13 protein-coding genes are annotated in these 13,085 nt (G+C 42.5%); 7 read left to right on the top strand and 6 right to left on the bottom strand.

Annotated features, from left to right (window positions below; translation table 11 throughout):
• The first annotated feature begins 303 nt into the window (after nucleotides 1-303).
• The 4 genes from MMO42_RS11560 (at nucleotide 304) to MMO42_RS11575 (ending at nucleotide 3,341) form a co-directional block, all read left to right on the top strand.
• Complete coding sequence (locus MMO42_RS11560) at nucleotides 304-1,236, top strand: RluA family pseudouridine synthase (protein WP_005291563.1); 933 nt, start codon at nucleotides 304-306, stop codon at nucleotides 1,234-1,236.
• Nucleotides 1,233-1,907 carry an HAD-IA family hydrolase gene (locus tag MMO42_RS11565; protein WP_241320626.1) on the top strand — a complete coding sequence of 225 codons (675 nt, stop codon included), beginning with the start codon at nucleotides 1,233-1,235 and terminating at the stop codon, nucleotides 1,905-1,907. Before MMO42_RS11560 ends, MMO42_RS11565 begins: the two co-directional genes overlap by 4 nt.
• 74 nt (nucleotides 1,908-1,981) lie before the next feature.
• Nucleotides 1,982-2,680, top strand: coding sequence for a YafY family protein (locus MMO42_RS11570; RefSeq protein ID WP_241320627.1), 699 nt, complete (start codon nucleotides 1,982-1,984; stop codon nucleotides 2,678-2,680).
• 52 nt (nucleotides 2,681-2,732) lie between these two features.
• Nucleotides 2,733-3,341, top strand: coding sequence for a glutathione S-transferase family protein (locus tag MMO42_RS11575; RefSeq protein WP_241320628.1), 609 nt, complete (start codon nucleotides 2,733-2,735; stop codon nucleotides 3,339-3,341).
• Between the two features lie 41 nt (nucleotides 3,342-3,382).
• Here the strand turns inward: MMO42_RS11575 and hcaR are convergent, their stop codons facing one another.
• Nucleotides 3,383-4,303, bottom strand: a complete 921-nt coding sequence (gene hcaR / locus MMO42_RS11580; protein ID WP_241320629.1) for a DNA-binding transcriptional regulator HcaR — start codon at nucleotides 4,301-4,303, stop codon at nucleotides 3,383-3,385.
• A gap of 388 nt (nucleotides 4,304-4,691) precedes the next feature.
• Between hcaR and MMO42_RS11585 the strand changes: the two genes are divergently transcribed.
• Complete coding sequence (locus tag MMO42_RS11585; RefSeq protein ID WP_241320630.1) at nucleotides 4,692-5,744, top strand: MBL fold metallo-hydrolase; 1,053 nt, start codon at nucleotides 4,692-4,694, stop codon at nucleotides 5,742-5,744.
• Here MMO42_RS11585 and MMO42_RS11590 read toward each other — a convergent pair.
• From MMO42_RS11590 to MMO42_RS11600, 3 genes are all read right to left on the bottom strand, one after another.
• Complete coding sequence (locus tag MMO42_RS11590) at nucleotides 5,731-6,138, bottom strand: DoxX-like family protein (protein ID WP_241320631.1); 408 nt, start codon at nucleotides 6,136-6,138, stop codon at nucleotides 5,731-5,733. The genes MMO42_RS11585 and MMO42_RS11590 overlap by 14 nt on opposite strands.
• A complete protein-coding gene (locus MMO42_RS11595) occupies nucleotides 6,135-6,575 on the bottom strand; it encodes a DCC1-like thiol-disulfide oxidoreductase family protein (protein WP_241320632.1) in 441 nt (146 codons plus the stop codon). The genes MMO42_RS11590 and MMO42_RS11595 overlap by 4 nt, the downstream gene beginning before the upstream one ends.
• Nucleotides 6,576-6,667: 92 nt before the next feature.
• Nucleotides 6,668-8,188, bottom strand: coding sequence for a catalase (locus MMO42_RS11600; protein ID WP_005210282.1), 1,521 nt, complete (start codon nucleotides 8,186-8,188; stop codon nucleotides 6,668-6,670).
• A 616-nt stretch (nucleotides 8,189-8,804) separates the two neighbouring features.
• Here MMO42_RS11600 and MMO42_RS11605 point away from each other — a divergent pair.
• Nucleotides 8,805-9,263, top strand: coding sequence for a hypothetical protein (locus MMO42_RS11605; RefSeq protein WP_241320633.1), 459 nt, complete (start codon nucleotides 8,805-8,807; stop codon nucleotides 9,261-9,263).
• An 81-nt stretch (nucleotides 9,264-9,344) separates the two neighbouring features.
• On the opposite strand, the gene ptsP is transcribed toward MMO42_RS11605, so the two are convergent.
• Nucleotides 9,345-11,639, bottom strand: a complete 2,295-nt coding sequence (gene ptsP / locus MMO42_RS11610; protein WP_241320634.1) for a phosphoenolpyruvate--protein phosphotransferase — start codon at nucleotides 11,637-11,639, stop codon at nucleotides 9,345-9,347.
• A gap of 93 nt (nucleotides 11,640-11,732) precedes the next feature.
• Complete coding sequence (locus tag MMO42_RS11615; protein ID WP_004656060.1) at nucleotides 11,733-12,209, bottom strand: RNA pyrophosphohydrolase; 477 nt, start codon at nucleotides 12,207-12,209, stop codon at nucleotides 11,733-11,735.
• A gap of 183 nt (nucleotides 12,210-12,392) precedes the next feature.
• Here MMO42_RS11615 and MMO42_RS11620 point away from each other — a divergent pair, with 183 nt between their 5' ends.
• Nucleotides 12,393-13,043 (top strand): HAD family hydrolase, encoded by a 651-nt coding sequence (locus MMO42_RS11620; RefSeq protein ID WP_241320635.1) that lies wholly within the window; start codon nucleotides 12,393-12,395, stop codon nucleotides 13,041-13,043.
• The last annotated feature ends 42 nt before the right edge of the window (nucleotides 13,044-13,085 follow it).

Raw genomic sequence — 13,085 nt, forward strand, 5'->3', positions numbered from 1 at the left:
ACAAACTGTATGTGCAGATGCACAATTAAACGCAACAGTTTGCCATTTTGCCGATATAATAAGCCTTCGGCGTCGGCATAATTCTTTAGGACCTATCCGAGTTGTTGGTGAATATCTCATCGATTTAAAATTTTATCTAAATAAAATTTTTGATTTGATGCTCACTTACGGTGGTATCCGTGCGCTGAATATATCAAACCTTGCGGCATCTGCCTATGGGCTAAGTTTAGGTTTCTTGTGAAATAACTTAGCTAAATGATCAATTTTTAATCATATTTAACAAATCTTGGATTAATCGAGCGTATGAATTCTACACAACAATGGCAAAGTGTCACTTGGTTTGACGTGGATGAACATCAAGAAGGGCAGCGAATAGATAATTTTTTATTTACCCGACTAAAAGGTGTTCCAAAAAGTCGCATTTATCGTTTAATTCGTGAAGGGCAAGTACGCGTTAATAAAAAAAGAATAAAAGCAGAATCACGTTTGAGCATTGGTGACCAAATTCGGGTCGCTCCAATTCGTTACGAACAAAAAGATGAATCTGATGTGCCCGTGAGTGATGATGTGGCTCAAAGCCTACTGAGCCGCGTGGTCTATGAAGATGAAGGTTTGTTGGTGATTAATAAACCTTCAGGGATTGCTGTACATGGCGGCAGTGGTGTGGCCTATGGCTTGATCGAAGCATTGCGTGCTGCGACAGGCAAAAAATATTTAGAATTGATTCATCGTATTGACCGCGACACTTCGGGTCTGGTGATGATCAGTAAAAAGCGTAGTACCTTAAAATTGCTGCAAGATTTATTACGTGAGCATAAAATTCAAAAAACTTATGCTGCGATTGTGAAAGGGCAGGTCAGTTTAGATCAGCAAATGATTGACGCGCCACTATTGCGTTATGAATTGGCCAATGGTGAACGTCGTGTTCGTGTGACCAAAGAAGGCAAGCCAAGTAAAACTAACTGGAAAGTGGTTGAGCGTTATAAAGCAGCGACTTTGGTTCATGCTTCTCCGCTATCGGGTCGGACCCATCAGATTCGTGTTCATGGTTTGAGTATCGGTCATCCTTTGGTGGGTGATGATAAATATGGACACAACACGCCATATGCAGGTCCTGAGGCACGCCGTTTGTGCCTGCATGCCATGCGTTTAGACATTCCAAACTATCCAACCATTGAAGCGCCAATGCCTGAAGATATGCAACAGGTGATTAACGAATTGAGAAAGCAGAAATGAACCAAAATATCGAACTCGTTATTTTCGATTGGGATGGCACCTTATTTGATTCGGTGGGTCAAATCGTGGCAAGTCTGCAATATGCTGCACAACAGTTTGAGCAACCCCTCACGGATGACGCGGCAAAAAGCATTATTGGTTTAGGCTTGCCTGAAGTGATGCAGATTTTATTCCCGCAGGTACCACACCTACAGCAAGATATTTTGCAGTGTTATGCAGATCATTATGTTGCGAACTCAAAAGGTGATGCTTGGTTTAATGGTGTTTCAGAATTACTCGCAGATTTAAAACAGCAAGGCTTAAAGCTCGCGGTGGCAACAGGCAAAAGCCGTAAGGGTTTAGATCGAGTTTTGGCACAAACCAATAGCCATGCGCTGTTTGACATTACCCGTGCAGCTAGTGAAACTAAATCCAAACCTGATCCATTGATGTTGCAGGAAATTCTTGCCGAGATGGATGTGGCGGCTGATCGTGCTGTGATGGTGGGTGATACCAGTTATGACCTCGAAATGGCTCGAAATCTGAATATGCCACGTATTGGTGTGAGTTATGGGGTGCATAGCATTGAAACCTTGCAGCAGTACCAACCTTTGGTGATTGCGCACAATGTGCAGGACCTACATGCTGCTTTGCAAAGCATCTTGCCTGTAGTTGATACCACTGCAAGTTAAACTGTTTATTGAGATAAAACAACAATGATGGGAGAGTGCGCTGTCCCATCATCCATAATAACAATAGGGACCGTATGAGTCGTTCAATCCGTTTGCTTAATCTATTACAGCTACTCAGAGAATATCGCTATCCTGTGACCGCACAGGTATTGGCAGAGCGTTTGCAGATTAGTCAGCGCAGTCTTTATCGCGATATTGATACCTTGCGTGAGCAAGGCGTTTGTATCGATGCTGCGGCTGGATTAGGCTTTCAACTGAAACAAGATTTCTTATTACCTCCCATGACGTTGAATGAAACTGAAATCGAGGCCATCTTTTTGGCCTTAAACTGGTTAAGTGAAATTCCTGATCTGGCTTTGAAATCAGCTTCGACTTCAGTATTGGCCAAGCTCAATGCGGTATTGCCTGAGCATTGTCAGCACCAGCTTGAACATACCACTTTACGATCAATCAACACTTGGTTACCCGTAGATGAAATGTTGGTGGAACAGGTACGTTTGGCCATCCGTCAACAAGTTAAAATTGTGGTGGATTATGCTGACGAGCAGCTACGTGTGAGTTCTCGGACCATTTGGCCGTTTGCTTTAGGTTATTTTAATGATCGGATTGTACTGGCAGCTTGGTGCGAGCTAAGGCAGAGTTTTCGGCATTTTCGGATCGATCGTATGCGGCAGTTAAGTTTGAGTCAGGAAGTGTATCCTCAATTCAAACAACAACTATTTCAACAATGGTGGACACAAGAGGTGTGTCGTTCGACTACTGACAAAAACTGACAATCAAAACAATTACATTGAAATAAGAATAACTCATCAAGGAAATATCAATATGGCACTTCAACTTTATACCAATAATTTTTCGCGTGGTGTGGTCGTAGATTGGTTGCTGATCGAACTTGGCATTGAATGTGAACGCATCGAAGTCGCTTTTCAAACCGAAATGAAAGCACCGGAATATTTAAAAATTAATCCATTTGGCAAAGTGCCTGTCTTGGTTGATGGTGATATTGTGGTGTATGAACTGGATGCAATTTGTGCTTATCTGGCAGATAAATTTGCCGAAAAAGGTTTAGCGCCTGCTCTGAATGATCCAAAACGTGGTGTGTATTATCGCTGGCTGTTTTTTATTTCTGGTCCTTGGGAAGCAGCGGCGACCAACAAAATGTTAGGCGTCGAGGTTAAACCTGAGCAAAAATCATCGGTAGGGTATGGTGACTATCAAGATGCTTACAATGCGTTTGTACAGGGTTTAACTGAGGTTGATCCGTATTTATGTGGTAAGCAGTTCACCGCTGCGGATGTATCCGTTGCCGCGATGTTATTTTGGCAACTTAAAATGGGAGAGGTTGAGTCTCATCCTGCTATTGAGCACTATTTGGAAAATATCAAACAACGGCCAAGCTATCAGAAATTTGCAGCATTTTTTAGTAATGTGTAGAGATTAAATCGCAGTAAAAAAGCCGATTGATTCGGCTTTTTTTACTTTATGTGGCTTTGCTTGGATGCAAACGGCTTTTCTAAACCAAATACAGTTTGGATTTCATCGATGAGGTGCTGTGTTGCCGTACTGGATTCACGCTTTGGGTAACTCATAAACACATCGAGGTAGGGAAGAGCAGACTCTAATGGTCGTACCACGATTTGATCGGTGGCCAAGGCTTGAATGTATGCTGGTAAAATCGCACAACTTTGTCCAGAGTGTACCGCTTGAATTGCTTCGCCAATCGTATTGGCTTCATCGATGCTTTGAAAATGGATCTGCTGCTGTTTGATGTACTGGGTAATCGTTTTGGCGAGGGGCTGAGAAAGCTTGTGAGTTAATATGGTGAGAATCAGGCCTTGTAATTGGGCTGTGGTGATTTCTGAACATTGGGCTAGCGGATGTTGCTTGGGTAGCATCAAAACCAACGCTTCTTTTAATACCAGTTGGCTGGCAAAAGTTTCATTTTCAAATTTTTGATTAATAAAAATAATGTCTAAATCACCTTTCTTCAGTTTGGCAATTTGGTCACTCTCTTTGAGATTGAGGCTGCGAATTTGTAGTTTGGGTAGCCTGACTCTCAAACGCGGCAAGATATAAGGGAAAATACGAATTTCAGCAGAAGGCACAAAACCGATTCTTAAGCACAGCACTTTGGCTGCGGCAACTTGTCTTGCCATGGTCACGGCTTTATCTGCTTGCGTCAGCGTTAAACGCGCTTGCTCCAGAAAAACCTGACCTTCATCGGTCAATTCAACTTTTCGTTTAGTACGATGTAAAAGCTGCACGCCCACATCATCTTCAAGATCTTTAATTTGCTGACTTAAAGAGGGTTGAGCCGTGTGTAATTTGAGTGCCGCTTTACTGAAACTGAGCTCTTCAGCAACGGTAATGAAATAGCGTAAATGACGTAATTCCATAAGGCAGGTCCAAAGGTGTCTGACTGTTTTTGTAGTTTTAGTGATGAGAACACCATGCTATTGGCGCATTATAACCAAGGCTGTTTTATATACAATATGCTTTTTTATAAAATATAAAAAAAGATAAAAAACTCATGCTTACAGATTGGCCTGAATTGTCAGCAGGGTTTATTAGTTCGGTAAAATTGTGTTGACTCTGCATCAGAAAATCAGCATAACTAACAAGCTTATGTTAGGATCAAAGACCGATTTTATGAATCTGGAATAAGACGAGAATCCTAAAAAAATCATCATGGTTTGAAAGGTTCAGCTTAAACAGGATTGATAATCTGAACGGGATATAACATTACCCACCTCATGCGATGAGATTCCACCAAAGAAGACGTACATGAAAGATAAGCCGACATTAACCTACCAATTGCCGACCCAATCTTGCTTGAGCCATACTTGGGGGAAACCTCCATTTCCACACGAGGCTTCTGATCATTGTGGCATAGATCGTTTCTATAATTTGCAGAAACCGCTCACACCTTTTGATCGTAAAGGCCTGTTAAAATGGTTGGCGACTCGTCAATCATCCACTTGGACTGTAGATCGCTCGCATGAGTGGAATATGCGAAACCACATGTTGGAGCTGCCACAAAACCGTGCGCATGCCGATCTGAATGACTGGCAAATCTGGTTTGTTGGACATGCCACCGTTTTAATTCAAATTGGCCCTTATAATTTTCTTACTGATCCCGTCTGGTGTGAATATGTCAGCCCGAAACAGGGAAATGGTCCACGCCGTGTCTGTCCTGCGGGGATTGCTTTAGAACACCTGCCAACGATTCATGGCGTGCTGTTGAGTCATAATCATTATGATCATATGGACTTGGCGACATTAGAATGGCTGCATCAAAAATTTGAAATGCCGATTTATACTGGTTTGGGTAATGCCTATTACTTGCCGAAGCATCTGCATGTGATCGAGATGGATTGGTGGCAGGAAATTCCGTTTCATGATGAGTTGAAGATTGCCTACACACCTGCACAGCATACTTCTGGACGAGGTGTTCGTGATCAAAATAGAGCACTGTGGGGCGGTTTTTCATTAGTTGCTAAAACTGGACATTGTTTCTTTGCTGGAGATACGGGTTATTCCACGCACTTTAAGCAAATCCATGAGCGTTATGGAGATGTCCGTGTGGCCTTATTGCCGATTGGTGCTTATGAACCACGTATGCTGATGCGCTATGTGCATATGAATCCACAAGATGCATTTCATGCGCATCTTGATTTACATTCCCACCGCTCTCTGGCGATTCATTACCGAACCTTTCAATTGACTGATGAAGATCGTGATGACCCTGAGCATGAACTACAGCAAGCCATGAAATCATCCTCCAAATTGGTCAATCCATTTTATTGCATCCGTGAAGGACATTTTATTCGTGCTTAGCATTTTGCATGGTTTTGATACACCACAGTGAAATCACTGAAAGGCTCGCAAGCGCAATATTCATGACAACGGGATTGAAAGCTTGATAAATCTTGTCTGGATAAATGAACAACACGAAAATAAATAAGCCGATCAGACTGATGATGTTGAGCCAGTGCAAATATTGATGGCTAATCCATAAAAACAGGCTGCCAAAAATCATTTCAGCAATCCCTGAGAATGAAATCATCCAATCAATATAGCTTGGAGCGATATTGAGTTGTTGCCAGACATACTGCTCATCTTGCACCTGAAAAATCAACTTGGGAATCAGCCCTTGATAAATCCAAAGACTTGCAATAATCAACTGACAAAATCTTAAGATCTGTTGAAGGGTTGGGTTCTCTCTGTTCATATTAGGGCCTCATCTAATAGAAAATGTTGCTGAGTTTCAGGGGTGACGCGATAGCATTGTTGGTTTTTCCCAAAGAGGCGGTAACGATTAAGTGCAATTCGGCGATAAGCAAAATCACGGATGGTTTTTGGAATGACGCTGGCGTATTTCAAACTGGCGTAAGGGGAATCTAGGCGCTGAATGATACGTAGAAAGGCGGTTGATTCGGTATAGCATTGACCATTTTCCAACAATACCATGGTTTCAAAATGATCAGTCGGAAGATGGCAATAGGTGAGGAGTTGTTGTCCGATACGGGATTGCACAGACACCAGTTTAAATTGATAGTGGGTATCCTGCTTGATCATAAAGTCAGCCCATGCTGAGCACAGCACACACTCTGCATCAAATAAGATGATGTGATGGTCTTGAATCAGTTGCTCTAATGGTTTTTGCATGGTTATTTTTCTAATTGGACATTGAAGAAATTGTCACCTAACTGCATAACAAAAGCCATCCGAAGATGGCTTTTGTTTTAGTATTTCAAAGCTTATAGAAAGCTTGGTAAATGACGCGCTGGATCTGTTTCACGCGCTGCCTGAGCATCTGCAACAGTGAGTCCTAATGCTGCGGCAACACCTTCACCATAAGCTGGGTGGCATGCGTAGCAGTTACGGATATGACGATACTTGATGAAGTCCAAAGCATCACCCATCGCACGTGCTGTATTACCAAACAGAGCTTGTTGTTGCTCAGGTGTCATCAATTCAAATAACGCACGTGGCTGACTGAAATAGTCATTGTCATCTTCACGATAATCCCAGAAATCAGCATCACCATTGATTTTCAATGGAGGCTCTTTGTACTGTGGCTGCTCTTGCCATTGGCCGAAGCTGTTTGGCTCATAGTGAGGTAAACCGCCATAATTGGCATCGATACGGCCTTGACCATCACGGTGATTACTATGTACAGGGCAGCGTGCTGCGTTGACTGGAATTTGTTGGTAGTTCACACCCAGACGGTAGCGTTGGGCATCTGCATAGTTAAACAAACGTGCTTGTAACATACGGTCTGGTGAAACACTGATCCCTGGCACTAAGTTGCTTGGTGCGAAAGCAGACTGTTCCACATCTAAGAAGAAGTTTTCAGAATTACGGTTTAACTCAAACTCACCAACTTCAATCAATGGATAGTCGCCGTGCGGCCAAACTTTAGTTAAATCGAATGGGTGATATGGAACTTTTTCTGCATCTTGCTCAGGCATGATTTGTACAGCTAAAGTCCATTTTGGATAGTCTTTGCGTTCAATTGCATCGAATAAATCACGTTGATGGCTTTCACGATCTTGACCCACCAATTCACCAGCTTCAGCATCGGTTAAGTTTTTAATGCCTTGTTGAGTTCTAAAGTGGAATTTCACCCAGAAACGCTCATTGGCAGCATTGATAAAGCTATAGGTATGGCTACTGAAACCATGCATATGACGGTAGCTTGAAGGGATACCCCGATCAGACATAACAATTGTGACTTGGTGTAAGGCTTCTGGTAATAAAGTCCAGAAATCCCAGTTATTGGTCGCACTACGCATATTGGTTTTAGGGTCGCGTTTTACTGCTTTGTTTAAATCAGGGAATTTACGAGGATCACGTAGGAAGAACACAGGCGTATTATTCCCCACCATATCCCAGTTACCTTCTTCGGTATAAAACTTTAAAGCAAAACCACGGATGTCACGTTCCGCATCCGCAGCACCACGTTCCCCTGCAACCGTGGTAAAGCGTGCAAACATTTCAGTTTTTTTACCAATTTCGCTAAAGATTTTCGCGCGGGTATATTGAGTAATATCATGGGTGACCGTGAACGTACCAAATGCACCTGAACCTTTGGCATGCATACGACGCTCAGGAATGACTTCACGAACAAAGTTGGCAAGTTTTTCATTTAGCCATAAATCTTGGGCTAATAATGGTCCTCTAGCGCCAGCGGTCATGCTGTTTTGGTTATCAACGACCGGTGCACCAAAATCAGTGGTTAAGTGGCTATAAGGACATTTTTTATCGTCTTGGCTCATGTTCTATCTCCGTCAACATGACCTGTGAGCTAGGTCATCTCAACTGTTGGACCGTTCTAAGATATGAATGCTTCGCCGTATCATTCATCAATTGGGTATCGAAATTTCAGATGCCTAAGTGTGATTTGCAATGATTAAGCTCAGCCTTTGTATTTTTACTCTAGGTTGATGAAAGCTTTTTTTCCAATGGATTAAAGTTGATGTCATAAATGCTTTATTCGATTGAAGCTGTCTGAATCTTAAACATGAGTCATGCTTTTGTGGATATGAAAATTGTTAAAAAAAGATAAAAGATAATGAAAAAATAAAGACTTACTGTTTTGGTCAGGTTAAATATAAAGTCAGTGTCGGCATCATTTAGAGGGAGTAAATAGACTCCAATTTGTTCTAAGAAGGATGACTTTTGCCTGTTGCAGTTATGTAAAAAGGCCTAAATAGATTTCTAGAATTAATTTTGCCGTATCGCTAACGCTGCTTGAGCCGCATTCTAAAAAGATGATTGCTGCCCCTATGCAATTAAAGTTTCAAAACAGAAAGCATGAGTAGGAGATATGTAAATCATCAGATTTTAGCTGCTAGCATATTGCTTTAGCTTACTTTTATGAGATTAAAATAAATGAAAAAATTAGCATTAGGCTTAGGTTTATCTTTAACCGTTCTAGCAGGTTGTAGTGCCACACAGCAAAATGAGGATACCAAGACCAACGCTTCACACTCATTCAGTGTTGAGTTTGTGGGAGAAGGTACGTATAGCGTGAAGCAACAGCAAGGTACGGCCAGTTTATATGCGGTGGATAGCCAGATTGCTGATGTACCAGCGACTTTGATTCAGCAGAAAAAAGTTCAAATCTCTCAAGTTCCATTTACGGTTGATTTTACGGTGCCTGCTGATCACCGTAAGCTTATTCAGCCCTCAGTTCGCGATGATGCGAATATCAAGTACTACGTGACGTTGGAATCGGATACCAAGAATTTGACGGGTAAAGATGCGATCGTGATTGATTATGATCGTAAATTTCCAAGCGTGACCTTGAATGGTGGCAAACAGCAGATTTATCTACGTTCTGCCAAATAAATAGGCACATCAACAAAAAGGGCGATCATTCGAGAATGATCGCCCTTTTTTAGCATTGTTGCTTGTATTGGATGGAGACAGTTATACGTTCAACATCCGATTTGATTTCACCATATCAGCCAGACCGTGGGTTCTAAAATAATGTTCGAGCCAGCTTTTAATCACCAGCGGGTTATTCATTTGCAGAACATCATCCAAGAGTTTCTTGGCATCACTCATCGGAACATGACAAATTGCTTTGCGGACTCTCAGAATATTACTTGAACTCATCGATAAGGTATTAAAACCCATTGCCATCAGGAGAATCGCAGACAATGGATCTCCTGCCATTTCACCACAGATGCTGACGGGTTTTTGGTGGTCGTGACAGTCCTGTACCAAACGTTTTAAGGCTCGCAGGATGGATGGATGGAAATGCGAATAGACGTTGGCCACATGTGGGTTATTACGATCCACTGCCAGTAAATATTGGGTTAAATCGTTGGAACCCACAGAGAAGAAATCGACCAGTTCGGAAAACTCATCAATCTGCAACAGCACACTTGGCACTTCGACCATAATGCCGATCTTCGGTTTGGTAATTTTGACCTGTTCTTCTTCTTGTACTGCGATCCAGTCACGTTCCAGCAGATACAGAACTTCTTCGACTTCACTGACGCTCGTTACCATGGGCAACAAGATATGCAAATTATTTAAACCGATACTGGCTTTGAGCATGGCACGGATTTGTGCAGAGAAAATTTCTGGATGATCCAGTGTAAAGCGAAGGCCACGCCAACCCAATGCCGAATTTTCTTCTTCAATACTGAAGTAAGGCAAGTCTTTATCCGCACCAATATCGAGGGTACGCATAATTACGGGTTTATTGGCAAAATGGCTGAGCTGCTGGCGGTAAATGGCACGTTGCTCTTCTTCACCAGGGAAGCGTTCACGTAGCATGAATGGAATTTCACTGCGATAGAGACCAACACCTTTGGCACCACGTTGTACGCCACGGACCACATCAATCATCAAACCTGTATTGACGAACAATGGAACCGACACGCCATCTGGGGTAATTGCGTCTTTGGTTTCGTATTGCTTTAAATCTTTTGCAATTTGTTCTTCTTCTTTTTGAACTTCTTTATAGCGTTGACGTAAGCGACGAGGAGGATTGACGAAGATACGCCCTTGATAGGCATCGACAATCATCTCGATATCATCGAGTGTGGTAATCGGTAATTCGGTCACACCGACGACGGTTGGAATGCCCAGCGCACGCGCCACAATCACCATATGTGAGTTGGCAGCACCTTCAGAAGTGACGATTGCCGCAATATTATCCACTGGAAGCTCTACCAATGCTGCGGTACTGATTTCTTCACCAATCAGAATGCTGTCGGGACTGAGTTCGCGGTGACTGGTATCATTTTCTTGCAAGCAAGCCAGAATTCGACGACCGAGATCTTTCAGATCTGAAACACGTTCACGTAGGTAGTCATCTTCCATTTGAGCAAATAGCGCAACATGTTTATCGATGACTTTACGCACGGCACCTTGGGCCCAACTGCCTGCACGAATGTGGTCTTTGATTTCGCTTGGTAAGGCATTTTCATCAAGCATTCTTAAGAACACACTAAACAAGGCACGTTCTTCAGACATGAGCGAATCTTGCATTTTTTCATCTAGAGATTGAATCTCTAAACGTACTGCAGCAATAGCTTGATCCAATAATTCCAGTTCATCGCTGATGTCTTCTGCTTCACGATCTGGAATCGCACCAAGATCAGCAGGCGGATAAAGAACAATGGCACGGCCTAAAGCGACACCACCTGCACCTGAAACCCCTTGGAAGGTCTTGTAGCTAGGACCATTGCTGGGTTTACGGAAAACATCAATATTTCCCACAGCATGTGCATGGGCAATCACACCTGACAGTTGTGCACACAGTGTGACCAAAAAGGATTCAGCCGCTTCGCTAAAGTCTTGAGATTCTTTATTTTGAACAACCAAGACACCCATCACCTTACGGCGATACATTACTGGAACGCCCAGAAATGAGTTGAACAGTTCTTCACCTGTTTCAGGTAAATAGGCAAAACGTTCGTGTTTGGGGGCGTTGTCTAAGTTAACGATTTCTTCACGTTGACCGACCAGGCCGACCAGACCTTCACCGACACTGAGCGACACCGTGCCAACTGCTTCAGGTTTTAAACCTTTTGAGGCCATCAGCACATAGCGGCGATTACGTTCGTCCAATAAATAAATCGAGCAGACATCGACATGCATGGCATCGGCCACATGATTGACCATAATGTCCAAGGAATCATGCAAACTGACGGACGCATTGATTTCTTGCACAATGCGTCTAAGCGTGTCGAGTTGCATGTTTGACATGGATGTTTACTCCAATTTATTGAATCGTTATAGGCCTAGTTATAACAGCTCTGTTGTCAAAAATCATTGCTTAAAATGATGATTTCACGACAATTAGCGCTGAGGTAGTTGTAAACATAATTCCATCATGGCTTTACGGTAAACATCACGTTTGAAGTTGACCACTTGACCCAATGGGTACCAGTAACTTACCCACTGCCATTCATCGAACTCGGGTGGGTCGGATAGGTTTAACTGAATATGATGCGGCGAGGCCGTTAACTTCAGTAAAAACCATTTCTGCTTTTGTCCAATACATACCGGATCTGAATCTGACCGAATGTACCGATGTGGCAAACGATAACGCAGCCAACCTTTTGTTTGCGCTATAATTTGGACGTGTTCGGGCAATAAACCGACTTCTTCTCTCAGTTCACGAAAAAGTGCCTGTTCAGGGGTTTCTCCAAATTGGATCCCTCCTTGTGGAAATTGCCAAGCATTGTGACCAATGCGTTTTGCCCATAAAACTTGTCCGTCATCGTTTGCCAAAATGATCCCGACGTTGGGTCGGAAACCTTCTGAGTCGATCATTTGGCTACCTAAATTTTATCTATATCGTTGACTTTGATCTCGGGGACAGACTATCTTCCATGTCCAACTCGAAAAAGGTCAAAGTAAAATGTTTAAATTGCTATGATCTTAACGAATTTTTAGTGACTTACGGAAATAGATTTACGTTTTTTTTCTTTAATTTGCATTTAAATGAGCATTTATATGAAATTGGCTTTGTTTGATTTAGATCACACCCTGTTAAATACTGACTCTGATCACTCTTGGGGTGAATTTTTGGTCAATGAAGGTTTGGTTGATCCAATTCATCATCGCCAAATGAATGACAAGTTCTATGAAGACTACAAAGCAGGGCAACTTGATCCAATTGCCTATAATGAATTTGTTTTTCAATTTCTAACCAAGCACGATAATGATTATTTAACTGAGTTACATCAGTTATTTATGCAGAAAGTAATCCGTCCGCAGATGCGACCTAAAGGGTTTGAGGCGATTAAACGACATCAAGCACTGGGTCATGAGCTGGTTGGAATTACCGCGACCAGTGATTTTATTACGGCACCTATTTTTCGTGAATTTGGCATTACTGAAATTATTGCCACCAATGCCGAAGTGATTGATGGTCAATATACAGGCAAGGTCAAAGGCATTCCTTGCTATCAAAAAGGCAAGTTGGCGCGTTTGGATCAGTGGTTGGCTGGAAGGACGGTCAATGAATCTTGGGCCTATTCAGATTCAATCAATGATCGTTTCTTATTGGAATATGCGACGCATGCGATTGCCGTAAATCCTGATGATCGCTTAGAAAAATTGGCACAAGAACAGGCTTGGGAAATTCAGGACTGGTCGATATAAGCCATGATTTAATGCCAAATATCACCTTAAGCAAAGGGATAT

The organism is Acinetobacter sp. ANC 3882, from assembly GCF_022549545.1.
Taxonomy (GTDB): domain Bacteria; phylum Pseudomonadota; class Gammaproteobacteria; order Pseudomonadales; family Moraxellaceae; genus Acinetobacter.

Bases quoted from the DNA above. Each gene is read 5' to 3' on its own strand.
- MMO42_RS11560 (WP_005291563.1), top strand. From the start codon at position 304: ATGAATTCTACACAACAATGGCAAAGTGTCACTTGGTTTGACGTGGAT.
- MMO42_RS11565 (WP_241320626.1), top strand. From the start codon at position 1,233: ATGAACCAAAATATCGAACTCGTTATTTTCGATTGGGATGGCACCTTA.
- MMO42_RS11570 (WP_241320627.1), top strand. From the start codon at position 1,982: ATGAGTCGTTCAATCCGTTTGCTTAATCTATTACAGCTACTCAGAGAA.
- MMO42_RS11575 (WP_241320628.1), top strand. From the start codon at position 2,733: ATGGCACTTCAACTTTATACCAATAATTTTTCGCGTGGTGTGGTCGTA.
- hcaR (WP_241320629.1), bottom strand. From the start codon at position 4,303: ATGGAATTACGTCATTTACGCTATTTCATTACCGTTGCTGAAGAGCTC.
- MMO42_RS11585 (WP_241320630.1), top strand. From the start codon at position 4,692: ATGAAAGATAAGCCGACATTAACCTACCAATTGCCGACCCAATCTTGC.
- MMO42_RS11590 (WP_241320631.1), bottom strand. From the start codon at position 6,138: ATGAACAGAGAGAACCCAACCCTTCAACAGATCTTAAGATTTTGTCAG.
- MMO42_RS11595 (WP_241320632.1), bottom strand. From the start codon at position 6,575: ATGCAAAAACCATTAGAGCAACTGATTCAAGACCATCACATCATCTTA.
- MMO42_RS11600 (WP_005210282.1), bottom strand. From the start codon at position 8,188: ATGAGCCAAGACGATAAAAAATGTCCTTATAGCCACTTAACCACTGAT.
- MMO42_RS11605 (WP_241320633.1), top strand. From the start codon at position 8,805: ATGAAAAAATTAGCATTAGGCTTAGGTTTATCTTTAACCGTTCTAGCA.
- ptsP (WP_241320634.1), bottom strand. From the start codon at position 11,639: ATGTCAAACATGCAACTCGACACGCTTAGACGCATTGTGCAAGAAATC.
- MMO42_RS11615 (WP_004656060.1), bottom strand. From the start codon at position 12,209: ATGATCGACTCAGAAGGTTTCCGACCCAACGTCGGGATCATTTTGGCA.
- MMO42_RS11620 (WP_241320635.1), top strand. From the start codon at position 12,393: ATGAAATTGGCTTTGTTTGATTTAGATCACACCCTGTTAAATACTGAC.